Source organism: Legionella sainthelensi (assembly GCF_900637685.1).
GTDB lineage: Bacteria > Pseudomonadota > Gammaproteobacteria > Legionellales > Legionellaceae > Legionella > Legionella sainthelensi.
Map to the genome: position 1 here is coordinate 4095318 of NZ_LR134388.1, position 24972 is coordinate 4120289.

Genomic DNA, 24972 nt, shown 5'->3' on the forward strand with positions numbered 1-24972 from the left:
AATTTTGAGCAATACATGTTTTATGGCGATACCATCCAAGAAACACGACAGATGTTTTTTTCCAGCTGGGAAAAATTTCAACAAAAAAAACTTTTATCTCCTTTAGAAAATGAAATTGTCCAAGTCATTCTTGCGCATCCTGAGTATCATAAAACTCTTGAGAATCAGAATAAATTTCAACAACAATCCTACTTTCCAGAACAAGGACAGCCTAATCCTTTTTTGCATATGGGCCTTCATCTTGCCGTGAGAGAGCAAGTAACTACTAATCGTCCTGTTGGAATAAGTGCTGTCTTCACTAAATTAATGCAAAAATACAACGACCCTTTAGCTGTTGAGCATTTATTAATGGAGCAACTCGCCGAATTCCTTTGGCTTTCACAAAAAAATAATTTACCGCCCGATGAAGCCGATTATCTGCGCGCATTAACTAATTTATGCCTTGGAGATATCGATCCGTCTCAATTTTGAAAAGAAAAATTGGGTATAGAGTTAAAAAACCAAATCCACAATAAATTGCTCCAATCGTTTGATCAGCTCTTATTTTAAAACATAAAACTGATACCACTATCGTAATAAGTATTAAAATTCCCAAGAGCACCCGCTAAGCGTTTGTCTATCCCCACATCAAATGTGGTGCTTTTGTTGATTAAAAATATAACACCAGCATCCAAATTATGTCCAGGCCCTCGATTCGGGCCTGTGCGTTTTTGACCATAAACTTCAGCATACAACTCTAACCAATTTGGTGCAAACCAGCCAATTAAGACATCAGGACTAAAACTATTAAAGCCCGCACCTCCATCTTCTTTAGAAGTGCTAAATCTCGAAAAACCTATCATAGCGGTCGTATTAACACTTTTATGTCTGAATGCTAAAATGCCATTGAGCCAGTAACCATCTGTTGCTGTACCATAGTGCTCGTCTCCAGAAGCTGGAATATAAACTGCTCTGGTAGCGATATTCCAATGTTTGGTGTAAATAAGTTCATGTTTTAATGCCAATTGAGTCGTTGAATGACCCGAAAGATTCAAATTCGGATTAGCTTTTTTGCTGGGAAATAAAATACTTAGCTCACTTCCCAAGCAAGGCCAATACGTATTTTAGACTGAGGCCATCCCCATTGTTCTCCTCGATTGATAAAATCATTGTATTGAACACCGCCCTCCAGGGTAACTCGTCCATAAGGTACTGGACACGCACTAGTGGCAACTATGGGACGCTTAAAATAAGTAAGAATAGTTCCTTCAGCACAAGGATATGGAATTTTTTGATTTGATTCTTCTATAGCACTAGAGAAAGTGCTATAGAAGAACAAAAATCCTCCAAAAATCAATTTACTGTATCTCAGATTCATTATCAATTTCATAGACTTAGTACAGCATAGAAAGCCATACACGTTTTTTTGAGGGTGATTTCATCCTGGTACATTTACCCAAAATGGTGAGCGTGTATAAGATATAGGCCAATAAGGGGCCTTTGTTTTTTATTCATCTTGCCGCTTCATTTGGTATTCAAGAATGTCTCCAGGTTGACAACTAAGGTAAGCACAAATTGCCTCCAATGTAGCAAACCGTATCGCTTTGGCTTTACCATTTTTTAAAATAGATAAGTTGGCTTCAGTTATTCCTATTGCCTCAGACAACTCTTTGAGCCTGCATTTACGTTTTGCCATCATTACATCTAAGTTAACAATAATTGACACGGGAATATTCCTTAAATTGTTAATTGTGTTTCTGACTTTAATTGATGCGCTTCTTGAATTATCCATGATGCAACTAAAATGATAAACGCGGTGATTAGAGTAGATAGATTCGCTGATTTCAAAGTAATGCTTGCAAATCGCTCACCTGCGGGATTATTAAATGTAAGTGCTGCAGTGATGAGCGGTTGATAAATGAGTTGAACTAACTCTCCTAATATCATGTAAATACTTACCTGTTTAATTAATTTGATATTGTCCTCCTCAAATAGATGCCCTTGTTCGAAAAGTTTAAATAATTTAGCAAGCTTGTAACAAATTAAAATCGTAACTGTGAGAGGCAATCCTTCAATTACTAATAAAATGCAGCGATGAGCAAAAGAAAAATGTTTCAAATCATAAATGCGCTCAGGTGAAATAACTGTAGACCAACCGCCTAAATGACACATCCAATCAAATTTAACTAAAATCAAAAAAGTTGTGGTTAAAGGAATAAACCAGCACAATGATCTAAAAAACAAATGGAGCAAGTAACTTGTGCTTTTTATTTTATTCATGGAAAACTCCTTACGATAGCATTAATCATGAATTATAATAATTTATTATTGTTTTGCAATAAAAATTTTTAATGTTTGCTATATTTAGAAAGATTATCCATTTTATTCATTTGAGCGGCATCCTGAATCGAGGAGGTAAGACTGGGTATCTTGCCTAAAATAAGTTAATATGAAGTTTTTAATGGCAAACCTGTATATGGCTGATCAAGAAAAAAATACCCACTTCGGATACACTACTGTCTCTTGGGATGAAAAAGAAAAAAAGGTAGCGGAAGTTTTTCATTCTGTGGCAAAAAACTATGACTTAATGAATGATTTAATGTCTTTTGGCATTCATCATTTTTGGAAACGCTACACCGCCGAACTTAGTCACGTTCGCCCAGGGCAATTTGTTTTAGATTTAGCAGGTGGTAGCGGTGATTTAACTCGGTTATTGTGCAAAAAAGTTGGTGACACAGGTCGTGTCATTCTTGCAGACATTAATTCAGCCATGCTCAATGTAGGTCGTGATCGTCTGTTAGACGAAGGCTTATATAAAAATATTGACTATGTACAAGGTAATGCCCAATGTTTGCCTTTTGCTGACAACAGTTTTCATTGTATTACTATGGGCTTTGGTTTACGCAATGTGACTGATAAAGAAGAAGCACTACGCTCGATATATCGTGTCTGTAAACCTGGAGGAAAAGTCATGATTCTTGAGTTCTCCACACCGACACTCCCTGGTTTAAAGCCAATTTATGACTGGTATTCGTTCCATATTTTACCTAAAATAGGGAAATTTTTTGCGCAAGATGAAGCCAGTTACCAATATCTTGCTGAATCCATACGCATGCATCCAAATCAGATGGAACTCAAAAAATGATTGAACATGCAGGATTTGAAGACTGTCATTATGACAATCTAAGCGGCGGCATAGTTGCCTTGCACATTGCCTATAAATATTGAGTTGATTATGCTAAAAAAATATTCTTTAAAAGCCCTTCAAAAAGCCATAAATAAAGCAGTCCAGCTGGATGAGGACATGCCTGCTAAATTGCAAGCACTGGACAAAAAATGTCTTGAAATGGTCATTAGTCCATTAAACGTTAATTTTTTCATTTTGTTTGAAAATCGTGAAATCATCTTACTTGATCATTATGATAAAGAAGCAGATACCGTCATCCACAGCAGCCCCCTAGGTTTAATCCGACTTAGTTTATTACCAGCATCTAAAGCCCGCTCTTTATTTAATGATAAAATTCGCATCACCGGAGACACTGAATTAGGACAGCATATTAAAAAATTATTCGATGAAATGGACATTGATTGGGAGGGACACCTCGCTCATTTCACCGGTGATGTGGTGGCACATCAAATTGGTTCTTTTTTTCGCAAGGGGCTCCAATTCAAAAAGCAATTTGATGAGTCCGTACGCCAAAATATGGCCGAGTACTTACAAGAAGAGTTACGTGTTGTGCCTTCAAAATATGAACTGGAAGATTTTTTTGCAGAGATTGATGAACTCTCCTTAAGTGTTGAACGCTTACAAGCCCATGTCAATCAACTAATAAATCACTATGAAATCCATTAAAAAGCTCATTCGTCTTATTCATATTAATTATATTCTGGCAAAAAACGGACTAGATAATGTCGTCGTGTCCTTAAGATTATTTGCTCCGCTTCGCTTCATGGTTTATTTAAATCCCTGGAACTGGTTTCGTAAAGAGCATTTAACACATGGAGAAGCCCTGCGTATTTCATTAGAAGCACTCGGTCCTATTTTCATTAAATTTGGTCAGGCACTTTCCACCCGTCCTGATATTTTACCCATAGATATCGCCATTGAGCTCAGTAAATTACAAGATAAGGTTCCTCCATTCCCCAGTGAAAAAGCAATGGCAATTATTGAGAAAGCCTATGGTTTATCTCCTTATGAAGTTTTTGCTGAATTTGATCCCATCCCTTTAGCATCAGCCTCGATGGCGCAAGTGCATGCTGCAAAATTGAAAACAGGTGAAGAGGTCATCGTCAAAGTGCTAAGACCCAATATGCGCCGTGTTATTGAAAACGACTTAAGTATTATGCACACTATAGCCAAATGGGCAGATCGGTATTGGCCTGAAATTAGACGTCTAAAACCTAAAGAAATTGTCGCTGAATTTGAACATACTTTACTTGATGAGCTCGATTTACAAAGAGAAGCAGCTAATGCCGCTCAACTAAGACGTAATTTTGATCGTTCCCCTATTTTGTATATCCCTGAAGTATACTGGGATTATTCGCGCTCTAACGTAATGGTCCTCGAACGAATTCATGGTATCCCTGTATCAGACATAAGCAGCTTGCAAGCACACAGCATTGATATAAAAAAATTGGCTGAACGTGGCGTAGAGATTTTTTTCACGCAAGTATTTCGCGATTGTTTTTTTCATGCAGACATGCACCCCGGAAATATTTTTGTTTCCTATAACAATCCTCAAGATCCTCAATATATCTGTATTGATTTTGGCATTATGGGGACATTAAATGACAATGACAAACGCTATTTAGCTGAAAATCTTTTGGCTTTCTTTAATCGGGATTACCGTCGCGTTGCTCAATTGCACGTGGAATCAGGTTGGGTTGCCCGCGATACTCGAGTCGATGAATTTGAAAGCGCTATTCGTACGGTGTGCGAACCTATTTTTGAAAGACCTCTAAAAGATATTTCATTTGCACAAGTAGTTTTGCGCCTTTTTCAAGTGGCGCGGCGTTTTCATATGGAAGTACAGCCCCAACTCGTTTTATTGCAAAAAACATTGTTGGCTATAGAAGGTCTGGGACGCCAACTTTACCCTGAACTTGATTTATGGACTACAGCAAAACCCTTTCTTGAAAAATGGGTAAAAGAGCAAATCGGACCCAAGGCTTTTTTCACCCAATTAAAACAAAACTTACCCTTTTTTGCCGAACAATTGCCTAATATGCCAAAGTTAGTCTTTGATTTTCTTGAACTAAAACGAGAAGAGCTAATCACAGATAAGAAAGTTTTAAGCCATACAAAACGGGAAGAGGAAAAAGCGGCATTACATTGGAAAAGCATTGCCACTGGAGCAAGTATTTCTTTCCTTCTTATGGGTCTGCTTGATTATTGGAATCTAATTGCACAAAGACAGCTCGCTCCTCTAGCTTTTATAGGAGCCGCTATTACAGGATTGTTTGTTCTTCTTAACCGTAGCATGAGGAATTAAAAATGGGACTAAGTGGTATCAGCCCTCTTTCTTTATTATTAATCTTAGTAATTGTTATTATTCTTTTTGGTACTTCCAAATTAAAAACCATAGGTTCTGATCTTGGAGAAGCCATTCGCAATTTTCGTAAAGCACTGAACGACGATCAACCTCAAACACCCAAAGAGGATGACAAATCCTTATGAGTGGCGAAGTCTTAGTCATATTGATTGTTGCCCTAATTGTATTTGGCCCTAAAAAGCTACCTATGCTCGCAACACATTTGGGATTATTGCTAAGAAAAATGAATCAATTGAAAGTTCAAGCTGCTGCCTTATGGCAACAGCAACTTAATGAAATGCAATTACACGAAAATCAGCGTAAAGCTAAAGAGGCTGATGAGCAGTATAAAAAAGAAGAGCGCTGATAGCTTTCTCTTGGGATCTACTTTTTTGTTCAACCTCAAACCGAATAGACTTTTCTTGAAAAACTATTTATTCTCTAATGTTGGACTCTTGGGCTCGGGCATTTCAAAACCTTTATGATCAGGAAGATCTTTCAATTGCTCTTTAGTAGGCATCAAAGACTTTCCAGTAATCTCTTCAGGCTCTTTATCTTTTCCAAGTCCAGGTCTATAAAGTTTTCCATCTCCGTTTGAGTAAGCGAGAACCTTATTCGTTTCTGCATCAACCATTACAAAACGATTTCCATCTGCAGCTTGTTGTTTAAAGAAATCTGTCATCTGCTCTGGAGTTTTGAAATCGAAAGTTACTCGGCCCTCATCATCAGGTTTTAGTTGATCCTCATTTATCTTGATTGGAGGTTCTTGCTTTTGACAAAACTTTTTATAGTCTTTTAAAAGCCTCTCCATATCCGCGCTCTGCACCATTACACTTTGTTTCTTTTTTGCTTGCTCTTCCTCTTCATCTTTATCGCTTGTTAAACCGTCCAGTTGAGGAGTTACTACTGTTGTTGTAGGAGCTGTTAGTGCAATTTGTTGCGGATCTTTTTTGGGATCTTCTTTGGGTTTTTCATGCTGTTCTTCCATAGTATCTCCAGATATTATTTATGTCGAAGTAGGTCATTGCAATAAATGACTTTGTACCCACTTATTAATTATGTGCTTTTGATCTAATGTTTGCACATTAGCAGCCACCCCACCCCCAATGGCCAAATGTCCCTGGGGAGTGCTTTGATTTCTCCATCCTAATAGCATGCCTCCATTAGCCATAAATTCAGAGGCATGCTCAATACTTTTCTGTACGGAAGGATCATCCGCCGTCATCGCTCGCCCATTGCTGTACTTCATTGTGGTAATGGGAATCGTCCTATATACGCCTTGTAAATGTTGATATTTAGTTTCCGTTAATAACTTTTCAATTTCAAAGATTACAGATGCTTGATTCGATCCTATTGTGCCTGTTTGCCAATCACCTTTTCTATAAGTATCTAAAATTTTATCAGTTTGCGATTGATTAGCAGAATACGTAATTCCAACCGTTTTTGCCCCATGAGCATGTAACTTAGCTACTTCATCTAAGATTATAATCGCTTGCTCTTTAGATGAAACATCAATTCCATTTTTTTTAAAATCAACTTGGAATGGAACAATGCCGTTTGGTTTTAACGAAGGCATGGTAATTCCTTGCAATTAAAAATTGTGTTGATTATTTAATCATAGTTTATCCCTTTTTTGTTTTCAATAAAACAACCGAAGCATCTTTTCAGCGTTAAAATGGTAAAGGCTGCTTCAGCTTCTGTTCTTCCATAAAAAGTTAGGTTCTACTGCTTTTTCTAGGGTTAGCCAAGCTTTCCAGCCGCCAATTGCTCTAAACAGTCACCTGTCAACCGAAATTGCAATAGATCTGTGCGTGGATGTGCACCTAAAAACTCATAAAATTGAATGGATTTTTATTCCAAGTAAATGCATGCCCTTCCATGCGACAACAATGTTTCTCGATCGCTAAGCGAGCAAGATAGGACAATAAAGAAGTGCCCAAACCATGATTTTGAAATTTTTCATTTACAAATAAATCTTCTACATAAAGAACAGGTGCCGCTTCTGGAGCAGAATAAGAGAAAAAATATAAGGCATAACCTGCAGGTTCTTTCTTATATTCAGCGAGCAAGATATAAAAATATCTGGTTTTGCCAAAGCCATGCGCTTCGATTTTATCTAGAGTTAAACTCATTGTTCCAGATTTTTTTCGTTCATATTCCGCCAGTTTTTCGACTAGGAAAGCAATTTTTTCTTTATCTTTTTTTGTAGCAATTCGAAAAGTAAATTCCATTTTTCATCCCCTGACACACCAAAAAAACTAATCAAATCGATTTACTGGCTGATGACAATAAGGTGCTTTATGATGTTTCGCATAATAATCTTGATGATACTCTTCTGCAGGCCAAAATGTTTGTACTGGAAAAAGATGCGTAGCAACTTGATATCCATTTTTTTGCAGCATTTGGATTAATAGCTCTGCTTCGTCTAACTGTTCTTGGGTGTAATAAAAAACGGCACTTTGATATTGTTGCCCTATATCAGGGCCTTGACCGGATTTTTGCGTTGGATCATGAATTTCAAAAAATCTTTTTAAAACATGATGATAATCTGTTTTGTCTCTATCAAAAATAACACGCACCGCTTCATAATGCCCAGTATTACCTTGACACACCTGTTCATAACTGGGCTCCAAAGTAACCCCTCCGATATAACCTACCTCGACTCTAAGTACCCCAGAAATTTTTTTCAAAAAATGATCAACCCCCCAGAAACATCCACCAGCTAAAATGGCCTCCTCTGTGTCTAGGACCTGACTATCAGCGACAAAATCAATAGAAACTGAATTAACACAATGGCGCAAATTTTTTTGAGTGAAATATTCCCCGGTAAAGACATGACCTAAATGAGCATCACATCGTGAGCAAAGTATTTCCATACGCTGTCCATCACGATCAGGGATCTGTTTTACTGCATGGACAACATTATCATCAAAACTTGGCCAACCACATCCCGAACTGAATTGACTCGATCCGCGAAATAAAGCTAAACCACAGCGCCTGCATAAATAAGTCCCCTGAGTTACTAGAGCATTATAGGCGCCGGTATGAGGATACTCAGTAGCTTTTTCACAAATGACTCTTTTCGCTAAAGGAGTTAAACTGGCTGTCTTATCAAGATAACTGTCCATAGTGGATTACCTTCTTTGTTGTCCCTGGCAAATTTTATCTGCTAGATATCCTACAGCTCCAGCATAATAGATAGAATTATTATAGTGCAAAATCATCTTGTAATTGGGAAAAGCTAAAAATGTTGGGCCGCCCAATGGTTGAACAATACTTGCTTGTAAATTTTGGTAGGGTAAGGGCTGACCATCTTCTGTTCGAACCCCTGCGGCATTCCATTCACTTACAGGTTTTACAATTGTTTTACCGGTCATCGCCATATTAAATTTGGGAGGTAACTTGACTTGGATAGCCCAAGGCTCTCCAGTTTGCCAACCATTTTGTTTCATGTAATTCGCGATTGAAGCAAAAACATCGGGTTTGCTCCTCCATATATCTTTGCGTCCATCACCATCATAATCAACAGCATATTTTACCCAACTTGAAGGTAAGAATTGCGGCTGCCCTGAAGCACCAGCCCACTCACCCTTGAAATCAGCCAAATCCACATGACCTTCATTAAGAATTCGTAAGGCAATAAATAACTCTTTACGGAAAAACTCTTTGCGATTCGAGTCATAAGCCAGGGTTGCTAATGCCTTAATTACAGGGAAATTTCCCATATAAGTGCCATAACTTGTTTCCATGCCCCAAAAAGAAACAATAAAACATGGGTTAACCCCATATTGCTTAGCTACTGCATCCAAGACTGCTTGATTACGCTTGTATTCTTTACGACCAATAGCAATTCTATAGCTGTCTACGCGTGTATTACGGTATTTAATAAACGTTAATCGATGTTCCGGTTGCGAGTGCAACAGCCCTTTAATTTGATGGCTTGGTTCATGGATATTTGCAAATGCTTCATCAAAGGTTTCTGGTGAAATCCCTTGTTGTAAGGCTTCTGCTCTAACTCCAGCAACCCATTGATTCCAATTTTGTTGTGCAAAGGCAACATGGTGTACTAGAACATATACTATTGCAGCAAGTCCCCATTTTTTCATACTTCATCCCCCTAATTTTTTCTGTTACCTTTGTGTTTTATTTTGCTTTTATTAATGCATTGCTTCATGTTGGAGCGCAACTCAATCTACGGCTTTATTTTTCTATGTATTCCGCACAAGGCACCAAATGGTTCACACATCCCTAAAAGTCGGGTTTAACCTTACTCTTTTACGTTCGTTAGCTGAACCTCGGCGTTCAGGAGCACTGAATTAAAACATTGGATCCCCCGGGGATTAGTCAAAGTGAGCATGACAACACCAAGCGGGAATCCATTAACCTCTAAAATTTACGGCACTCTAATAAGAGTATACAGTGACTATTAAAGCGCTTCCATAAAAGTAACTAAATCAGTTTTCTCATCTTTTGTTAATTGTAATTGTAAAACCAAATTAAAAAACTCTACGGTATCCGCTAAAGTGAGCAAACGTCCATCATGTAAATAAGGAGGAGAATCTTTAATTCCTCTCAAAGGGAATGTTTTTATAGGCCCATCACCAACGGCTCTCATACCATTAATTGTTTGTGGTTGATAAAATTTCTCTGTTTGTAAATTATGCATGGTATTGTCAGTATAATAAGGCGGTGTATGGCAACTGGAGCATTTTGCCTTACCAAAAAAGAGTTCCTGGCCGCGTAATTCTGCTGGTGTCGCTTTAGCCGGATCCAGCTTCCCTTCCCAATTTAATTTAGGGGCGGGAGGAAAATCCAAGATTTCCTGGAATTCCGCCATGAAATGAACCTGGCTGCCACGTTCAAGAATATTGACTCCTTTTTTGGTTGCAATAACAGGATCACCATCAAAATAAGCAGCTCTTTGTTCAAATTCGGTAAAATCTTCTACTGTCTTCAAGGCACGTTGCGAGCCAAATAATCGCTGGATATTGACTCCACGTAAAGTTGGTGTATTGATGCGATGACGAAATTCCTGAGGTCTAATATCACCCACTAAATGGGTGGCTTTGTTAGTATGGCCATTAGCATGGCAATCAAAGCAGGCGACTCCTCGACTGGGCTTCACTGTACGTCGATCTTCTGTTTGGTTAAATTGCTGCTGCATAAAAGGTGTGACTAATAAACGTAATCCCTCTAATTGCTTCGGATTTAATAACCCGTTGAATAACTCGTAATAATTTTCAATAGTAACCACTTTGCCTTTGGACACATCACCCAGATCAGGCCTGGTAGTTAAATAAATAGGGGCGGGGTATGGAGGTAAAAAATGATCTGGGATATCAAAATCCAGATCAAACCGAGTTAAATCTCGATCTTCCTGTTTTTTAATTTCGTCAATAACAAATTTAGGAAATAACATTCCACCTTCTGGATGATTGGGATGAGGCAAAGGCAAGAATCCCTGAGGAAAAAGGCCTTTCGCTTTAATTTCTTCAGGACTCATTTTTGCCAACTGCTCCCAGGTGACACTTTCAGGCAGTTTGACCCGCACCCCTTCCTGCACAGGTTTTCCATTAGACATTTTTACCGTTTGAGAGGGGGTATTACTCAAATCATAGCGCTGTTTTAATAATTCTTGCTGACGATCATCCACTCCTTGTTTCGCACTAGTCATGCGCTGCAAAATACTTTGAAAGCTCTCATGAATATCCACTGGCATATAACTTGAAGGAAGTGAATCAGTTGAAGAAGTAGGTGGCGTATCTGCATAACCTAAGGAGCAAAGACTAGCAGTTAACACACTTATTTCTAAAAATTTTTTTAACATAGTTCAAGTCCATTTTATGATCAAAGAATTTTTTCATCTTAAGGTACTTATACATTCGGTGCAATAGAGAAAACAAAACCCGGAGCACTTCAAGACATTGCGGCAGTTGATTTTACCTTATTTGATTGGAGCAAATCGTCTATTGCCTTTAAAACAACTTTCACTGCAGCAATTTGCTTCACATCAGGCCTGTACACCAAACATAAAGGCTTAACATAAGTTGGTGTGTTTTCAATTTTTTTAAATTGATCCTTGAAATGAAGCTCAATATAGCAGTTCGGTAAAATAGCAGCTCCATAATTATTGATTGCCATCGCTGCCAATGCTTCAATTTGATCCACATTACAAATACGCGGAGCTGGTCTATGTTGGCGTAATTTCTGCAATTCGCTCAATAGATCATGCACTATGGGAATTTTTAAGTCTGCTAAAATTAACAACTCATCAGAATATAAATCAACTTCTTTATTTTGTTTACAAGACGACCAAAAGGCAAATTCCGTCTCGGCAATCTTACGAATGACGACCTGAGCATGCGGATAAGGATCTGTCATAATACCTAGATCGACATTGCCTTCGATTAGGTGTTGCATAATGTCAGCCGATAGCCCATGTTTGAAATGAATTTCAAGCTCTGGATATTGCAACAACAAGTCAGAGCTCATTTTCGACATGTAAGAGCAAAGTGTAGAATAACAACCTATAGTTACCTTTCCCTTAATGTGCTGATTCGTTTCTTTAATCGTTGTAGTTAGTGAATTCCATTGCGTTAACAAATTCTCAAAATTCTCGAATAATTTATTCCCTGCTCGCGTTAAAGTAACGCCTTGTGTATGACGAATAAATAAATTCGTATTCAGTAATTGTTCGAGTCTTTTTATGGAAAAACTCAATGAGGGTTGGCTTATATGTAATTTTTTAGCGGCCCTACTAAAATTTGATTCTTTAGCAACTTCGTAGAAATAAATTAAATCACTTGCAGAAGGTAACATTAATTAATCCTTTTGTTTCAGTGCCATGCTTCGTGTCCCAGAAGCGCCTTCAGGTTGACCTCAGGTATAAATTTTATTTATAGCCCCTATAAAAATTCTATATTTTACATGGCAATAGCTCCTCCTTAAACTTTTTTAGCAACTATTTAAGGAGTAATAAATGAAAATATTAAACAAGGTAGACACAATTATCATAGGCGCAGGTCCCTCCGGTTTATCCGCTGCTAATGTTTTAAAAAAGCATGAAAAATCAGTATTTATTCTGGAAAAAGAAGCTCAAGCCGGAGGTAAGTGCCATACTTTTACCGATCCCTTAGATAAAAACAATAAAACCGAATGGGGCGCTGCTTTAATCGCACCAAATTATGGTAAGGTCATTGATAAGATGCAAGAAAAACGATTAGCTTGGGAGCAAGTATTACCCTCGGATCTAAGTACTGTCCCTTTTGATAAAAATTTAAGCCAAATGAGTCTTCTAGAGAAAGGATTTTGGGGGGTAAAATTTGCTAATGAAATCTTGGTTTTTGCCCAACATGCGAAAAGATACCAGCAACTAAGAGACAAACATCTGGACCTCCCTGAAGATTATAAAATTGCTTTCAGAGACTTTGCCAAAAAATTTAATCTGGAAAAAATAAATGAATTTTCTTATCTCTTTGTTCCTGCTTTTGGCTATGGTCTTATGGAGGAATGCCCGGCCTACGCAGTTCTTGAATACTACGGCACTATGACACTACCTGATCTGATCATTCCCAAACTCTTTGGGATGCAAGGCCTACGCGGCGTTAAAAATGGCTTCCAAGAGTTAATGGAAGCCACAGCTGCTGATTTTAATATTAGCTATAACTCGAGCATCCAATCGATTATAAGAAATGATAAAGGCATTACTGTTATTTTTGAATCAGATGATGGACTGCAAAGCATCAGTGCAAACTCCTTAGTTCTTGCAATTTCACCTTTGCATTGGCCCTCATTAGGAATGAAACTGACAGAAACAGAGCAAAAATGTGTCGATAATCTTAGTTGGTATCAATATCCTGTCGCCGTGGTGAAATTGCATGGCTATCCAGCGAATCACTATTATGAATACGAAGGTCTTACTGCAGCTGGATTAGAACATTTGGCATTAATCACTACGAGAGACAATCGTGACAATCCGCAAGATGGACGCTTGTGCACTGCATATATTAATTTAAAACTTAGTCAACAAAATACTAGGACAGACTTTGTTTTTACCCCAGAAAAAATCAAGCAATTAAAGGCAGAACTCATGAAAGTACCCGGGGTTACGGATGTAGATATTTTGGAAACTAAAGTTTGGAAAGATTATATGTCCACTCTGCCTTGGGAGCTTCGTCTGGAATTGGATAAAAACCAAATGCATGCCCAAACACTTTATGTCGGTCCTTACACCCTTGGTGGTTTTGAAGATGTGGCTTGTGTTTGGGAGCAGTCTCATAAAGCAACCAAAGAATACCTCTTACACAAACAACCAAAACCTTCTTCTCTCAGAAAAGAAGTGAATAGGAATCTTTTCTTTTTACCTCAGAGTATCAAAAGCCCTATGATGGACGGGATATAACGGCAACTTATCATCATTCTCTGTCTTAAACCGCTCTACCTGGCGAGGCAGTTAATGCAGTCAGGTACACCTTCTTATTTTACGTAAAGTGACGAGCTCCCTTAGGCAATCACATAATCGTCACTATAGCGTATTTATGCTCAATCACTGCGCAAAGAAATTACTGGAGCCAGTTTTGCCGCGCGACGTGCCGGATAAAAACCAAAGAAAATCCCTGTTGCAGCAGATACCAAAAAGCCTGCTACAGGAGGAAGAAAATAGATCGAAAAATTCCAGCCACTGAAATAGGCTAAAATACGAGTAACAATTAAACCTAACAAAACACCCAGTACGCCTCCCACTAGAGAAAGCATGACAGACTCAACTAAGAATAGCGCTTGAATCTCGCTATTTTTAGCACCAACAGCTTTACGGATACCAATCTCTTTTTTACGTTCACTGACTGAAACCAACATTACATTCATCACGCCAATACCGCCAACTAAAAGCGAGATACCGCCGATTACAGCAAGCAATAAGGTAAAAATCTGCCCTTGGCTTTCCATGCTGGCAATGATTTGTTTGGGACTACGGGTAAACACATTTAATTTAGGTGCTGCAGAACTAATAATTTGTTTTATTTCTTCAATAACCTCATCAATAGGACTATCGGGCCTTAATTTCAAAATCACATTATTCACTTTGGCATCTTTGCTGATTAGATTAATACCGACCAAGGGCACAATGACCGCCTGATTGATGTCTTCATTAAAAAAACCATTTTCTTTCCAGGGCTCAGCTATTCCGATGATAGTATATAAAGATTGTCCTATTCTTAATTGCTTGCCTATGGGCTCATCAAAACTAATTTCTCTTATTTGTCGCGCTAAATTCCCCCCAATAACGCAGTAGTGTTCATAAGAATCAACGAAAGAAACAAAGTGACCTGCAGCCAGCTTGATGTTAACAATTTTAGCCAAATGCTCATTGGCCCCAATTACTGCTCCTTGCATTGATTTCCCTTGATAACTTAGGGACTGGTATGCAGTACTATAAGGTGCCATATCCATTATATAAGGGATGCGCTCGGAGAGTTGCTCCCATTGCGCTATAGAAACTGATTCTTGATTGCCTTTACCTACAGTCTTTGAATAAACAGCAACTGAGAGCAAATCCGTCCCTAATGCTTTAAATTGTGCTAAAGCTTTTTCTGTAGCTAATTGACCACAACTAATCAAAGCGACCACTGCAGCAGTACCGACTAAAATACCTAAAACAGCCAAAAAAGAACGTAATTTAGCAGCAGTCAAGTTGACTAATGCTTGTTGACAATGCCCAGAAAATTTCATCACACTGTCTCCGTTGCTACCACACCATCCACAAGTGTAATCCTTCGCTGGCAAAGTGCAGCGATTTGCTCATCATGAGTAATCATGATGATACTCCGGCCTTGCTCATGTAGGGATAAAAACAAATTCATCACATCATTGCCTGTTCGTGAATCAAGTGCGCCTGTGGGTTCATCTGCTAAAATTACTTGGGGCTCCGTGACTAAAGCACGCGCTATAGCAACACGTTGCTGCTGTCCCCCTGATAATTGTGTAGGCCGGTGCCTCGCATATTGGTACATACCCACACAGTCAAGAGCTGCAAGGACCCTTTCTTCGATTTCAGCTGCATGAACACCACGATAAATTAAAGGCAAAGCGACATTTTGCTTGGCACTAAATCGCGGTAGCAAATTAAATTGTTGAAAAACAAATCCTATATTTTGATTCCGCAATTCCGCCGTTTGATCATCAGTTAAGGCGGCCACATTGTGGTTGTTTAATAAATAAGTGCCGCTATCCGCTTTATCTAATAAGCCCATAATATTCATCAACGTGGATTTACCTGAACCAGAAGCACCTACAATGGCAAGAAGATCGCCTTCATAAACATTAAGGGATACTTCTTTTAAAATCGTGGAACTAATTCCCTCAAGATGATAGGTTTTTACAATATCAGTGAGTATCATTAAAGGCTGTTTTTTTCTGTTCCTATCTTTACTTCCTCCCTGTACCCTAGTTTTTTCACATAGATCAGATGCGACATTACTCATAAACCACCACATCTCCGGACTTTAGACCTGTTTCAATAAGTACTGAATCTGCTTGGGCTGCACCTGTTGTAATGATACGTTTTTCAATAGAACCTGTTTCATTTTTAACTTGAACTATATTTTGTCCTTTTTCACGTTTGATCGCAGCAATAGGTATCACTAACTGCTTCCCATTATCCACACTTAATTCTATGGAAGCACTCATGCCTACTTTAATCCATTTTTGTTGCTCTGCGCTTAATTTTCGTACTTCAACCACGGCAGTGAAAAATGGAAGCCCATTATTATTAGACGCTTGTGCATTCACAGCAACCAACTTTCCTTGTAATTGATATTTACCAAAAGCAACCCCTCTGACTGTTGCATTCATACCTGCCTGTACCTGGGTAATATCGATTTCAGGAACATCAATTTCAATACTGATTCCCGACAAATCACCAATTAATCCAATTACCTGCCCTGATTTCACTGAGGCACCTACCGAGACCCGCACACTCTTATCTTCTCCTGCTTTAGGAGGATAGAGCAGTACACCATCATTTGGTGCTTTTAAATGAATCAAATTATGGTTGGAAGCCAGAATATTTTTTAGTCTATCGAAGTCCGCTAAACTTAAAGAAGATATATTTTGTGAGCGATTTTCATCTAATTTTTCCAACATTTCTGTCAGTTTACGCGTGGATTGCATCAGAGTAACCCGACTCGTATCCACATTTGATTTTTCACTCAAATAATTATTTTTGGATAGTAGCCCTGAATCCCATAAATCCTGGGTTCCCACAAATTTTGCTTTAGCAATAGTATAACTGTCTTTGGCCTTTAAGTACTCGGTTAATGTATCATTAAATTGTCTTTGTAATTCCGTTGAATTTAAGGTAACAATTACATCTCCTTTTTTAACTATTTGCCCATAATGAAAGTTCATGGTTTCAACCACTGCCTCGATTGGACTACTTAGAGTACTTTCATGCAAGGGCTGAACGGTTCCAGTAAAATGTAATGCCTTATGAATAGGACGTTCCTCAACTTTATATTCATGTAAAACAACCGTTGTCTTTTTTTGTTCCTGATGTTGTCCACATGAAGCCAAAAATAAGCATATCCCTAAGACGACTATACTTTTTAATTGATTGAGATACCTATTCATCCACCATACCTTAATTTAATTTGCCAATGCTCCAGTGTTGTTCCAAGAGTTTTTTGCAGATTTGATATTTGATTCAAATAAGCAATTTTTGCATTGATTAATCCTGCTTGTGCTTGAATTAATTGATTTTGCGTGTTGTTTACATCCAACGCGCTGGAAATACCCGCTTGTTGTTTTTTCTTTTCGAGAGCATAAGACTGTTCTGCCAAGTTCACTTGCTTTTGTGCCAACTGATACCGTTTGGCTAAGCTATTGAGATTATTGATGATGTTGGTAATAGTAGTTATTAACGCTCTTTTAGCAGCAAGCAATGCTAGGCGATCTTTTTCCAAACGAACTTTTGCACTAATTAATTGACTGCGTCGCTTGAGGTCATGTAACGGTACGGTTAAGGTCAAACGCGCTGTTTCTGTCACATTATTACCATCATAAATACCGCGCACGCCCCCGGCATTCCCGGTGACATCATTCACAACGCCACTTTGTATGTTTCCCCCTAAATCTAATTGCCATAACTGCTGATTTTTAGCAACTTTATAAGCACGCTCATCAGCACGCAAGGCAACTTTATAGGCTAAATACTGAGTATTATTATTTAATGCGTACTCAATCGATTGTTTTAAATCAGGAACGGTAAGTTTATCTAATACCACATCACTAGGTACTGATATATGCATTTCTGGATCAAGCCCTATGGTCTGTAACAAATCTTGTGATGCGGTCTGAAAATCATTTTCCGCTTGCTCAACCATCAAACTTAACGATTCAATTTGATACGATTGTTGAATATTACCTGTAGGCTCTAATTGCCCTGCCTTTATTTTCTTTTCATTGATTTCATAAGATTTTTGGGCTTCTTTTAATTGTAAACGCTGATTTTGTAAGTTATTACCACTGAGAATCAGCATCCGATAAGCCATAATTACCTGGGTTACTTGATCGGCTACCGATTGCTTTAAATTTAATTTATTCAACCATTCAGTATCTTCAGCATTTAAAAGCGCCGCTTCATTTACGGCTTTACCAAAACCCCGCAATAAAGGTTGTGTTAACGAAAAATTTAATACCGGATTATAGCTGTTGTTTCCATTCAGATTATTATCAATTCCTAGCTTTGCTGAGGTACCCAACTTCGTATTCAAATTAAATTCTGGGGAGGCTAGAAGTGTACGATTTGTGCTGGAGCCAACACCAGAATAAGTGCTCTTCTGAACTGCACCTGAAGCACCTATAGCGTATTGAAGCTCAAACTCATTATACGCTAAACGCAATTGATAGCGCTGGACAATACGATCAAGCTCGACATTTTGAATATTAGGGTTATAGCGTAAAGCCAATAAAATAGCCTCTCGTAAACTCAATTGATGAATGGTCTTATTACGCGAAGCAGGCGATGTAGGTAACTCTATCCAGTGTTTTAACATAAACTCAGGATTTTCTATTGCTTTTTGCAACCGCTCTTCCGCTTCTTTTATTGATGAATTTTCCACAGCAGGGATGGACCAAATCTGGCGCGTAAACATGGAAATAAACAAAAAAAGCAGTGCTCCTTTTTTTAAGATCATTTTTTGTTCCACACTGCAAATCGCTGCCTATCCTGCAAACGTAATGCGGTTAGTTGTCCTCCCCAGAGACATCCAGTATCTATGGCATGAATTTTAGGATTAGGGCATTTTCCCATTAAAGCCGCCCAATGCCCAAAAACAATATCGCACTCGATTTCTTTGCGACTCGGTACGTCATACCAAGGATAAAGATTTGCTGGCGCTTGCGCAAGAGTCCCCTTATAGCCTAACTCTAACCGACCATTTGCATCGCAAAAACGCATCCGCGTAAAATAATTTGTTATTGCTCGTAGCCTCTCTATTCCAGTTAAATCATCAGACCAGAGATCCGGTTTACTACCATAGAGACGTGCTAGAAAATCACGAAAATGATCCCCAGCAAGAACGTCTTCAAGCTCTTTGGCCAATTGCATTGCTTGGGTTAGATCCCATAAGGGAGCTATCCCTGCGTGACACATTACGACTTTCAGTTCTGGTGAATAGTGTAAAATAGATTGCTTTCTTAACCAATGCCCTAGCTCCTCGCTATCTGCAGCATGCATCACCTCTTGTAAGGTATCATCATGCTCGCGCCAAGGTCTTCCTCCGAATAATGAGGCTAATAAATGCAGATCGTGATTTCCTAATGTGATTCTTGGCGTAAGAGGCAGGGAACGAACAAAGCGTAGAACCGCCAGCGATTCCGGACCACGATTTACGAGATCACCAACAAACCATAAGCGATCCGTTTTTTCATCAAATTCGATTAATTCCAGCAACTTTTGCAAAGGCTTGTAACAGCCTTGTACATCACCGATTGCATAATCAGGCACCGTTTTTTGCTCCTGGCCTTAACGCATTATTATCATTTTCCACAACTTGCCATTTTCCAGTCGCATTTAATTTCTGCAATGAAGTTACCAGACCACTATTTTGTAGTGTAAATTGACTGTTGAATTGAGCTTTATGAATCAATTCCGTAGCCGACATGCTCTCAACTTTCCCAGTATTCATATTTTGTACTTTAACTGAGGCTGGTAGCGCAAGCGCATATTTAGAAAAGACGGTACCTGACTCTATTTTTCCTTTGGCTTCATATCGGCTTATTACACCCCCATCAGCAGCACGGCTGTGGAGTGCTAAAGATAAAAATCCATTTTTTGCAGCCTGCCAATTTTTATATTCAGGATGTTCTCGCACAAATAATTGATATATTTCAGGACACATCAACATACCACCAGGCACCATAAATAAAGGTGCTTTATTAATCATAATGCGGCCTTCATCTAAAGATTTAATCATCCATTTGATGAACTCCATTCCTATTGCCTGCTCTTTTTCCAGGATGGATTCTGGCTGACCACCAGAAAAGGTAGCGGCACGATAACGCCCTCCACCTTGAGCTGAAACAGTTCGTCCCATAAACTCAAGCAAATAACGTTGAATTGCAATTGCTTCGGCATGAATTAATATCGCACCTAGAGTACCCGCTGAACGCTCGTCTTCATTTAATAAAGCCAACCACACTGCTAAAACTTCAGGGCTAGAAGCAATCCAGTTAAAACCACTGACTGGCATTAATGTCCTAGCCATCAGTAAATTAAGTCGGCGACGCAGCTCAACTTCCGATTCTTTTTGAAATTCATAAAAATAATAAACCCCAGTACTTGTCAAATTCTCAAGCAATGGATTCCATTCTTTTAAAAATTGGCCGTTTGTATCATAAATCCCAATTCGATAATCGGCATATAACTTACCGATACCTTGCAATAAAGCTGCGGAATAAAGTGCATATTGCCAAAGTTTTTGCTCTTCGGACATCGCACCAGGCTGATCGAGTAACATAAATTCTTGAAATAAGCTAAGTGCTGCTTCAGTACGATTTAATGCATGATCGACTAAGCCACCAGGCTGTGAATAATAGCTGTGTGTCGTCTCAGGCAGATTTTGGCAGTAATGAACAAGATTATCGACAAGAGTGCTGCATAAACTATCATATCGTGACGTTTCCAAGCCGGACAAAACTCTCATCTTTTTGAGTAATGTCTGCCTTCTCTCTTCCGATAAAAAAATGTTGGCATTCACCATGCGTGTTAAATCTTTCAAAGATTTGCCTTGCGAGGACAAGGAACCTTTACGTTGACGTTGAAACAAAGCCATCTCCATAATAATTTAGTAACTCCGACCTAAAAAAATGAGTCCTCAATAGTTAATTTTACACTAATTGGAAATAAATTTCGCTAGTTGAACATATTCCGAGATAGAAATTTGTTCTGGTCTTCTACTTCCATCAATGCCCAAAGCATGTAATTGCTCTGCGGTTATTAAACCTTTCAAGTTATTATTCAGTGTCTTACGTCGCATCGCAAACGCATGAGCCACCAGATACTCCAATCGCGCTACAGGAATCGTCTCAAAAGGTGAAATACGATGGGGAACAAGACGAACCACTGCAGAATCTACCTTAGGTTTAGGCTCAAAAGCTTCGGGAGGAACATCAAATAAATGTTCCACCGTACAATGGTACTGTAACATCACAGTTAAGCGTCCATAAGCTTTGCATCCGGGTTGGGCTGCCATCCGTTCGACGACCTCTTTTTGTAACATAAAATGCATGTCTTCTATAGAGGAAGTGAACTGCAATAAATGGATGAGCAATGGAGTGGAAATATTATAAGGCAAATTACCCACTACTCGTAATTTGGGGCCAAATTGATTGTAATCAAGTGTTAATGCATCAGCAGAAATCAAATGCAATTTATCAGCAGCACTTGATAATTCGGTCAAATATTTTTGCAAATCAGTATCAATTTCAACAGCGGTTAGGTGATTTAGGTAGCGCAACAATGACTGAGTCAGCGCCCCCAAGCCAGGGCCGATCTCAAGCATATTATCCTGTGCTTGGGGGTTTATCGCATGCAAAATACGGTTAATAATATGTTGGTTCTGGAGAAAATTCTGTCCAAACCGCTTACGCGGACTATGCTTCACTTTAATTCATCTCCAAAGAGTAAAAAGGAATTATATCGCGCCTCTATCTTAAAAAGTAGTCCGATAAAATGGGAACACTCATTAATAAGTTTCAAAAATAGATATTTACCTTTATTGAGTTGATAAATTTGTATGGCGTAAGCTTCCCTATATGGTGTAAAATTCGTCCATTATGAACAAGGCTGGAATTATTATGTCTTATAGAAAAATGTTAAAATCAAAAATCCATCGTGCTTGCGTGACAGAAGCTGATTTGGACTATGAGGGAAGTATCACAATTTCTCCGGAACTTCTTAAAGCCGCAAATATTTTACCTTATGAAGCAGTAAATGTCTGGAACATTACCGCAGGAACTCGTTTTGAAACTTATGCAATCACGGGCAAACCCGGATCAACTGAAATTTGTGTTAATGGTGCGGCTGCACATTTAGTCACCCCTGGAGATTTAATAATTATCGCCTCTTTTACTCAGGTGTTAGAAGAGGATTGTGCAAACTTAGTTCCAACCGTAGTATTTGTTGATCAGTTCAATCGATTAAGAGAAATTAGACCCGAGAAAATTGGCGTAAAAATCAAGAAGTTACTCATGTTTAAAACTACGGTCCTTGATTGAAGGGATCGCTCTTATTCCTAGATCCCGCGACGTGGTCGCGGGATCCAAAAATCCCTAACTAGCGATGAATCATACCCTCTTAAGTCACCTATTCGAATTGCGCCGTCGAGGACTACAAACCCTAATTTGGTTTATCGCTTTATTTTTCATTTTCTTTTTCCTAGCCAATCATTTGTTTCAAGCCGTGATTAGCCCGTTACTTGACACACTATCCACCCAGGAAAGCATCATTGCCACTCAAGTGACATCGCCTGTGTTTACTCCATTGAAACTCGCGTCGGATGCCGCCATGTTATTAAGCGCTCCTTTTGCCTTATTTCAATTCTGGCGTTTTATTAGCCCAGGACTTTATAAAAAGGAACAAACTATTTTACGCACTGCGCTCATATTGAGTCTCAGCCTTTTTCTAGTTGGCGTTTTATTTTGTTTTTACTTGGTTTTGCCCTTCATGTTTCATTTTTTTGCTCATTCCTTACCTAAAGGAGTGCGCTACATGCCCGATATGGGCCATGCATTGGATTTTATCACTGGGATGCTGATGACATTTGGTTTTTGTTTTCAGGTACCTTTAATTTGTTTTGTACTCGTACGCTTAAAAATCATCGCCGTAATGACATTAAAACACATCAGACCGTATGTTGTTGTAAGTGCTTTTATAGTAGGTATGTTGCTTACACCACCGGATGTTTTTTCTCAAATTATGTTGGCGCTGCCTCTGTGTTTGCTCTACGAAATAGGAATCATTTTATCTGTTTGTTTTGCGGACTAAACTGGGAGGTCAGTTCGATAATCAAAGGCTGAAATCCCCAGCATCAATTGAAAAAATTAAAGCTGATTGGTCCACAATCAGCCTTAAATTTTAATGTATGCTTTGGTTGGGTGTTGACATCAGGAATTCCTGCTCCGTCTCAGTGCAGGAGATTGAAGTGAAAAATTCTAGAATGCTAATATTACCACTATACTGTTGCGGACGATTTGACTTATCCGGAGTAAGATCAATCATAAAGGCTTCCGCATCCCGAGCCCAAACAGGTAAATCCGGCTCAATGTACATTTCAGCACAGAAATTATTTTGTTCAGCATGCGCCCTGATTGCAGGAACAGTCAACAATAATGCGGCCATCAGAAGGTTGTCTTTACCCATCACCAAATGAAAGAGCTCATTGGGCTGCTTTTTAGTAACTTCCTGATGCGTCAAGATTTTGATGCCAGGAATAGATAATAAGAAACAAATATCGCGCAGCTTGGAAAGGTCATTACTACGAATTAAATGACGCAACATATAAAAACCTAACCGACAGTCTTGGTGCTCTAGATTAAAAACGCCATGAGGGTGCTTTTGATAATAAGCCTCCTCTTCTGCCTTCAGCGCTTTAAGCTTATTGGTGATGAATGGGCGTACCCAGTAATTGTATTCTATATTGTGCAGCTCCGCGTAAGCCAGGCAATCAGGATAATGGAGCAGGTAGTTTACGGCCTCTATATTGTTTGCATTCATAGCTGCCAAACGAAAAGCCGCATAACTATCCGCCTTAACCATTAGATCTGTTTGAACAGTCCGTATTTCCTCAGGAATCAAGCCCACCAGATATTCAAGGATGTCTTTGCCGCCATATAGTGCTGCTGAGCGAAAAACTCCATAATTATTCGCATCAAGCATAGCCAATGTTTCCTTAATCCTGATTTCCTGAGGAATCAAGCCTACCAGATATTCAAGGATGTCTTGGTGACCGTAGCGAGCAGCTGAATTAAACACTCTATAGTTTTTAGTCCTAATTAGGGCGAGGGTTTCATCAGCTCTTATTGCCTCAGGAATAAAATTTATCAGATAGTTAAGAATTTCTTTGTGACCATTGCGGGCAGCAAGACGAAAAGCCTGGTAGTTTTTGGTCTGAATCATGGCGAGTCTCTCCTGGACACGATCCGATGCTGGAATCAAACCGATTAAGTATTCAAGAATGTCTTTATAGCCATATTCAGAAGCCCAGCGAACAGCAAAATAGTTATCTGCATTAATCATCGCAAGAATTTCTTGAGCTCGAGCCGCAGGCAATCTAGTGAAAAAATACTTAATGCATTCAATATCACCCATGAGCGTCAGCGCTTGGACGATTTTAGGCCCATAACCTGCTCGACGACCAAAATCATCAATAATTTTTGCTTTGCAGCCAGCGTGAGCAAAAAAAAGGCAAAGTAACGCCTCTAAACTAGGCACGCTGGGAAGCGTGTGGATTGCCTCGGAATATTCTTTACTAAATAACTCTAAATAAGAAAAAACCATTCGATAGTTAAACACTTCAACCCAGATCGCCCAGGGAATCACGTGCAATTGTGGATCCTGGGTTAGTTGCTCTTGTCGAGGTAGATGAATCCATTTCGTGATAAATGGTGAGTCTTCTGAGAATAGATACTTTGGCATATGGTGCTCCTAAAAATCTCTTAATAATTCGAGTATAAAAAATGAAAATTAAACTCATCTGATTTCCAAAACTCATAAATTAAATGGAATATGTGAATTTGTAATAAGCCGAAAAGACTGGGCCAATGTGACACATCTTGTCATTTTGAGCGTTTTTCTCACTGTTTTGAGGAGTTACTATTTTTTTGCATAAAAAAAATAATTTTAAATCACTATAGAAAATTTATAATTTATTTGATTAAAATAAGCCCATATTTTCGATCCTAA

General features: G+C 38.8%; 27 protein-coding genes and 1 pseudogene. 9 read left to right on the forward strand and 19 right to left on the reverse strand.

Annotation, left to right across the window (positions count from 1 at the left end; all coding sequences use genetic code 11):
- The first annotated feature begins 15 nt into the window (after positions 1 to 15).
- The gene (locus EL220_RS17770; protein ID WP_027270424.1) at positions 16 to 471 is read left to right on the forward strand and encodes a DUF1841 family protein; all 456 of its coding nucleotides are present in this window, start codon (positions 16 to 18) and stop codon (positions 469 to 471) included.
- Positions 472 to 545: 74 nt separating this feature from the next.
- Here the strand turns inward: EL220_RS17770 and EL220_RS17775 are convergent, their stop codons facing one another.
- The 4 genes from EL220_RS17775 to EL220_RS17790 all read right to left on the reverse strand — a co-directional run bounded on the left by EL220_RS17775 (position 546) and on the right by EL220_RS17790 (position 2259).
- Complete coding sequence (locus tag EL220_RS17775) at positions 546 to 1085, reverse strand: transporter (RefSeq protein WP_128130962.1); 540 nt, start codon at positions 1083 to 1085, stop codon at positions 546 to 548.
- Positions 1070 to 1357, reverse strand: coding sequence for a hypothetical protein (locus EL220_RS17780; protein ID WP_027270422.1), 288 nt, complete (start codon positions 1355 to 1357; stop codon positions 1070 to 1072). Before EL220_RS17780 ends, EL220_RS17775 begins: the two co-directional genes overlap by 16 nt.
- Positions 1358 to 1486: 129 nt before the next feature.
- Positions 1487 to 1705 carry a helix-turn-helix domain-containing protein gene (locus tag EL220_RS17785; RefSeq protein ID WP_027270421.1) on the reverse strand — a complete coding sequence of 73 codons (219 nt, stop codon included), beginning with the start codon at positions 1703 to 1705 and terminating at the stop codon, positions 1487 to 1489.
- 11 nt (positions 1706 to 1716) lie between these two features.
- Entirely contained in the window at positions 1717 to 2259 is a 543-nt protein-coding gene (locus EL220_RS17790) for a DUF2975 domain-containing protein (protein ID WP_027270420.1), read from the reverse strand.
- 196 nt (positions 2260 to 2455) lie between these two features.
- On the opposite strand from EL220_RS17790, the pseudogene ubiE reads away from it, so the two are divergent.
- The 5 genes and pseudogenes from ubiE to EL220_RS17815 all read left to right on the forward strand — a co-directional run bounded on the left by ubiE (position 2456) and on the right by EL220_RS17815 (position 5877).
- Positions 2456 to 3207 (forward strand): annotated as a pseudogene (gene ubiE, locus EL220_RS17795) (bifunctional demethylmenaquinone methyltransferase/2-methoxy-6-polyprenyl-1,4-benzoquinol methylase UbiE).
- Positions 3208 to 3214: 7 nt separating this feature from the next.
- The gene (locus EL220_RS17800) at positions 3215 to 3832 is read left to right on the forward strand and encodes a ubiquinone biosynthesis accessory factor UbiJ (protein WP_027270418.1); all 618 of its coding nucleotides are present in this window, start codon (positions 3215 to 3217) and stop codon (positions 3830 to 3832) included.
- Entirely contained in the window at positions 3819 to 5471 is a 1653-nt protein-coding gene (ubiB, locus tag EL220_RS17805; RefSeq protein ID WP_027270417.1) for a ubiquinone biosynthesis regulatory protein kinase UbiB, read from the forward strand. Before EL220_RS17800 ends, ubiB begins: the two co-directional genes overlap by 14 nt.
- 2 nt (positions 5472 to 5473) lie before the next feature.
- Complete coding sequence (gene tatA / locus EL220_RS17810) at positions 5474 to 5656, forward strand: twin-arginine translocase TatA/TatE family subunit (protein WP_027270416.1); 183 nt, start codon at positions 5474 to 5476, stop codon at positions 5654 to 5656.
- Positions 5653 to 5877 carry a Sec-independent protein translocase subunit TatA/TatB gene (locus tag EL220_RS17815; RefSeq protein ID WP_027270415.1) on the forward strand — a complete coding sequence of 75 codons (225 nt, stop codon included), beginning with the start codon at positions 5653 to 5655 and terminating at the stop codon, positions 5875 to 5877. Before tatA ends, EL220_RS17815 begins: the two co-directional genes overlap by 4 nt.
- Before the next feature lie 63 nt (positions 5878 to 5940).
- Here EL220_RS17815 and EL220_RS17820 read toward each other — a convergent pair whose 3' ends face one another.
- The 7 genes from EL220_RS17820 to EL220_RS17850 all read right to left on the reverse strand — a co-directional run bounded on the left by EL220_RS17820 (position 5941) and on the right by EL220_RS17850 (position 12329).
- Entirely contained in the window at positions 5941 to 6498 is a 558-nt protein-coding gene (locus tag EL220_RS17820) for a hypothetical protein (RefSeq protein ID WP_027270414.1), read from the reverse strand.
- Between the two features lie 33 nt (positions 6499 to 6531).
- Positions 6532 to 7086: a hypothetical protein gene (locus EL220_RS17825; protein ID WP_027270413.1), complete on the reverse strand. Its 555-nt coding sequence runs from the start codon at positions 7084 to 7086 to the stop codon at positions 6532 to 6534.
- Positions 7087 to 7333: 247 nt separating this feature from the next.
- Entirely contained in the window at positions 7334 to 7741 is a 408-nt protein-coding gene (locus tag EL220_RS17830; RefSeq protein ID WP_232002546.1) for a GNAT family N-acetyltransferase, read from the reverse strand.
- A 27-nt stretch (positions 7742 to 7768) separates the two neighbouring features.
- The gene (locus EL220_RS17835) at positions 7769 to 8638 is read right to left on the reverse strand and encodes a bifunctional methionine sulfoxide reductase B/A protein (protein WP_027270411.1); all 870 of its coding nucleotides are present in this window, start codon (positions 8636 to 8638) and stop codon (positions 7769 to 7771) included.
- A 6-nt stretch (positions 8639 to 8644) separates the two neighbouring features.
- Positions 8645 to 9616, reverse strand: coding sequence for a lytic murein transglycosylase (locus EL220_RS17840; RefSeq protein WP_027270410.1), 972 nt, complete (start codon positions 9614 to 9616; stop codon positions 8645 to 8647).
- A gap of 320 nt (positions 9617 to 9936) precedes the next feature.
- Positions 9937 to 11337, reverse strand: a complete 1401-nt coding sequence (locus EL220_RS17845; protein WP_027270409.1) for a cytochrome b6 — start codon at positions 11335 to 11337, stop codon at positions 9937 to 9939.
- Positions 11338 to 11426: 89 nt separating this feature from the next.
- Positions 11427 to 12329 carry a LysR family transcriptional regulator gene (locus tag EL220_RS17850; protein ID WP_027270408.1) on the reverse strand — a complete coding sequence of 301 codons (903 nt, stop codon included), beginning with the start codon at positions 12327 to 12329 and terminating at the stop codon, positions 11427 to 11429.
- Positions 12330 to 12489: 160 nt separating this feature from the next.
- Here EL220_RS17850 and EL220_RS17855 point away from each other — a divergent pair, with 160 nt between their 5' ends.
- The gene (locus EL220_RS17855; protein WP_232002547.1) at positions 12490 to 13911 is read left to right on the forward strand and encodes an NAD(P)-binding protein; all 1422 of its coding nucleotides are present in this window, start codon (positions 12490 to 12492) and stop codon (positions 13909 to 13911) included.
- A gap of 140 nt (positions 13912 to 14051) precedes the next feature.
- Here EL220_RS17855 and EL220_RS17860 read toward each other — a convergent pair whose 3' ends face one another.
- From EL220_RS17860 to rsmA, 7 genes are all read right to left on the reverse strand, one after another.
- A complete protein-coding gene (locus tag EL220_RS17860) occupies positions 14052 to 15239 on the reverse strand; it encodes an ABC transporter permease (protein WP_027270406.1) in 1188 nt (395 codons plus the stop codon).
- The gene (locus EL220_RS17865) at positions 15239 to 15907 is read right to left on the reverse strand and encodes an ABC transporter ATP-binding protein (protein ID WP_027270405.1); all 669 of its coding nucleotides are present in this window, start codon (positions 15905 to 15907) and stop codon (positions 15239 to 15241) included. Before EL220_RS17865 ends, EL220_RS17860 begins: the two co-directional genes overlap by 1 nt.
- Before the next feature lie 76 nt (positions 15908 to 15983).
- Entirely contained in the window at positions 15984 to 17138 is a 1155-nt protein-coding gene (locus EL220_RS17870) for an efflux RND transporter periplasmic adaptor subunit (RefSeq protein WP_027270404.1), read from the reverse strand.
- Positions 17135 to 18661 (reverse strand): TolC family protein, encoded by a 1527-nt coding sequence (locus tag EL220_RS17875; RefSeq protein ID WP_232002764.1) that lies wholly within the window; start codon positions 18659 to 18661, stop codon positions 17135 to 17137. Before EL220_RS17875 ends, EL220_RS17870 begins: the two co-directional genes overlap by 4 nt.
- 38 nt (positions 18662 to 18699) lie before the next feature.
- Positions 18700 to 19515: a symmetrical bis(5'-nucleosyl)-tetraphosphatase gene (locus EL220_RS17880; RefSeq protein ID WP_027270402.1), complete on the reverse strand. Its 816-nt coding sequence runs from the start codon at positions 19513 to 19515 to the stop codon at positions 18700 to 18702.
- Positions 19508 to 20848 carry a conjugal transfer nickase/helicase domain-containing protein gene (locus EL220_RS17885; RefSeq protein ID WP_035905830.1) on the reverse strand — a complete coding sequence of 447 codons (1341 nt, stop codon included), beginning with the start codon at positions 20846 to 20848 and terminating at the stop codon, positions 19508 to 19510. Before EL220_RS17885 ends, EL220_RS17880 begins: the two co-directional genes overlap by 8 nt.
- A 54-nt stretch (positions 20849 to 20902) precedes the next feature.
- Positions 20903 to 21673: a 16S rRNA (adenine(1518)-N(6)/adenine(1519)-N(6))-dimethyltransferase RsmA gene (rsmA, locus tag EL220_RS17890; RefSeq protein WP_027270400.1), complete on the reverse strand. Its 771-nt coding sequence runs from the start codon at positions 21671 to 21673 to the stop codon at positions 20903 to 20905.
- A gap of 193 nt (positions 21674 to 21866) precedes the next feature.
- Between rsmA and panD the strand changes: the two genes are divergently transcribed.
- Positions 21867 to 22286: an aspartate 1-decarboxylase gene (gene panD, locus EL220_RS17895; RefSeq protein ID WP_128130963.1), complete on the forward strand. Its 420-nt coding sequence runs from the start codon at positions 21867 to 21869 to the stop codon at positions 22284 to 22286.
- Positions 22287 to 22350: 64 nt separating this feature from the next.
- Positions 22351 to 23055, forward strand: coding sequence for a twin-arginine translocase subunit TatC (gene tatC / locus EL220_RS17900; protein WP_027270398.1), 705 nt, complete (start codon positions 22351 to 22353; stop codon positions 23053 to 23055).
- Positions 23056 to 23145: 90 nt separating this feature from the next.
- Here tatC and EL220_RS17905 read toward each other — a convergent pair whose 3' ends face one another.
- Complete coding sequence (locus EL220_RS17905; RefSeq protein WP_027270397.1) at positions 23146 to 24705, reverse strand: ankyrin repeat domain-containing protein; 1560 nt, start codon at positions 24703 to 24705, stop codon at positions 23146 to 23148.
- Positions 24706 to 24972 lie beyond the last annotated feature (267 nt).

Coding starts and splice junctions, on each gene's coding strand:
- EL220_RS17770 (WP_027270424.1), top strand. CDS start 16: ATGTTTTATGGCGATACCATCCAAGAAACACGACAGATGTTTTTTTCC.
- EL220_RS17780 (WP_027270422.1), bottom strand. CDS start 1,357: ATGAATCTGAGATACAGTAAATTGATTTTTGGAGGATTTTTGTTCTTC.
- EL220_RS17790 (WP_027270420.1), bottom strand. CDS start 2,259: ATGAATAAAATAAAAAGCACAAGTTACTTGCTCCATTTGTTTTTTAGA.
- EL220_RS17800 (WP_027270418.1), top strand. CDS start 3,215: ATGCTAAAAAAATATTCTTTAAAAGCCCTTCAAAAAGCCATAAATAAA.
- ubiB (WP_027270417.1), top strand. CDS start 3,819: ATGAAATCCATTAAAAAGCTCATTCGTCTTATTCATATTAATTATATT.
- tatA (WP_027270416.1), top strand. CDS start 5,474: ATGGGACTAAGTGGTATCAGCCCTCTTTCTTTATTATTAATCTTAGTA.
- EL220_RS17815 (WP_027270415.1), top strand. CDS start 5,653: ATGAGTGGCGAAGTCTTAGTCATATTGATTGTTGCCCTAATTGTATTT.
- EL220_RS17820 (WP_027270414.1), bottom strand. CDS start 6,498: ATGGAAGAACAGCATGAAAAACCCAAAGAAGATCCCAAAAAAGATCCG.
- EL220_RS17825 (WP_027270413.1), bottom strand. CDS start 7,086: ATGCCTTCGTTAAAACCAAACGGCATTGTTCCATTCCAAGTTGATTTT.
- EL220_RS17830 (WP_232002546.1), bottom strand. CDS start 7,741: ATGGAATTTACTTTTCGAATTGCTACAAAAAAAGATAAAGAAAAAATT.
- EL220_RS17835 (WP_027270411.1), bottom strand. CDS start 8,638: ATGGACAGTTATCTTGATAAGACAGCCAGTTTAACTCCTTTAGCGAAA.
- EL220_RS17840 (WP_027270410.1), bottom strand. CDS start 9,616: ATGAAAAAATGGGGACTTGCTGCAATAGTATATGTTCTAGTACACCAT.
- EL220_RS17845 (WP_027270409.1), bottom strand. CDS start 11,337: ATGTTAAAAAAATTTTTAGAAATAAGTGTGTTAACTGCTAGTCTTTGC.
- EL220_RS17850 (WP_027270408.1), bottom strand. CDS start 12,329: ATGTTACCTTCTGCAAGTGATTTAATTTATTTCTACGAAGTTGCTAAA.
- EL220_RS17855 (WP_232002547.1), top strand. CDS start 12,490: ATGAAAATATTAAACAAGGTAGACACAATTATCATAGGCGCAGGTCCC.
- EL220_RS17860 (WP_027270406.1), bottom strand. CDS start 15,239: ATGAAATTTTCTGGGCATTGTCAACAAGCATTAGTCAACTTGACTGCT.
- EL220_RS17865 (WP_027270405.1), bottom strand. CDS start 15,907: ATGATACTCACTGATATTGTAAAAACCTATCATCTTGAGGGAATTAGT.
- EL220_RS17870 (WP_027270404.1), bottom strand. CDS start 17,138: ATGAATAGGTATCTCAATCAATTAAAAAGTATAGTCGTCTTAGGGATA.
- EL220_RS17875 (WP_232002764.1), bottom strand. CDS start 18,661: ATGTTTACGCGCCAGATTTGGTCCATCCCTGCTGTGGAAAATTCATCA.
- EL220_RS17885 (WP_035905830.1), bottom strand. CDS start 20,848: ATGGAGATGGCTTTGTTTCAACGTCAACGTAAAGGTTCCTTGTCCTCG.
- panD (WP_128130963.1), top strand. CDS start 21,867: ATGTCTTATAGAAAAATGTTAAAATCAAAAATCCATCGTGCTTGCGTG.
- tatC (WP_027270398.1), top strand. CDS start 22,351: ATGAATCATACCCTCTTAAGTCACCTATTCGAATTGCGCCGTCGAGGA.
- EL220_RS17905 (WP_027270397.1), bottom strand. CDS start 24,705: ATGCCAAAGTATCTATTCTCAGAAGACTCACCATTTATCACGAAATGG.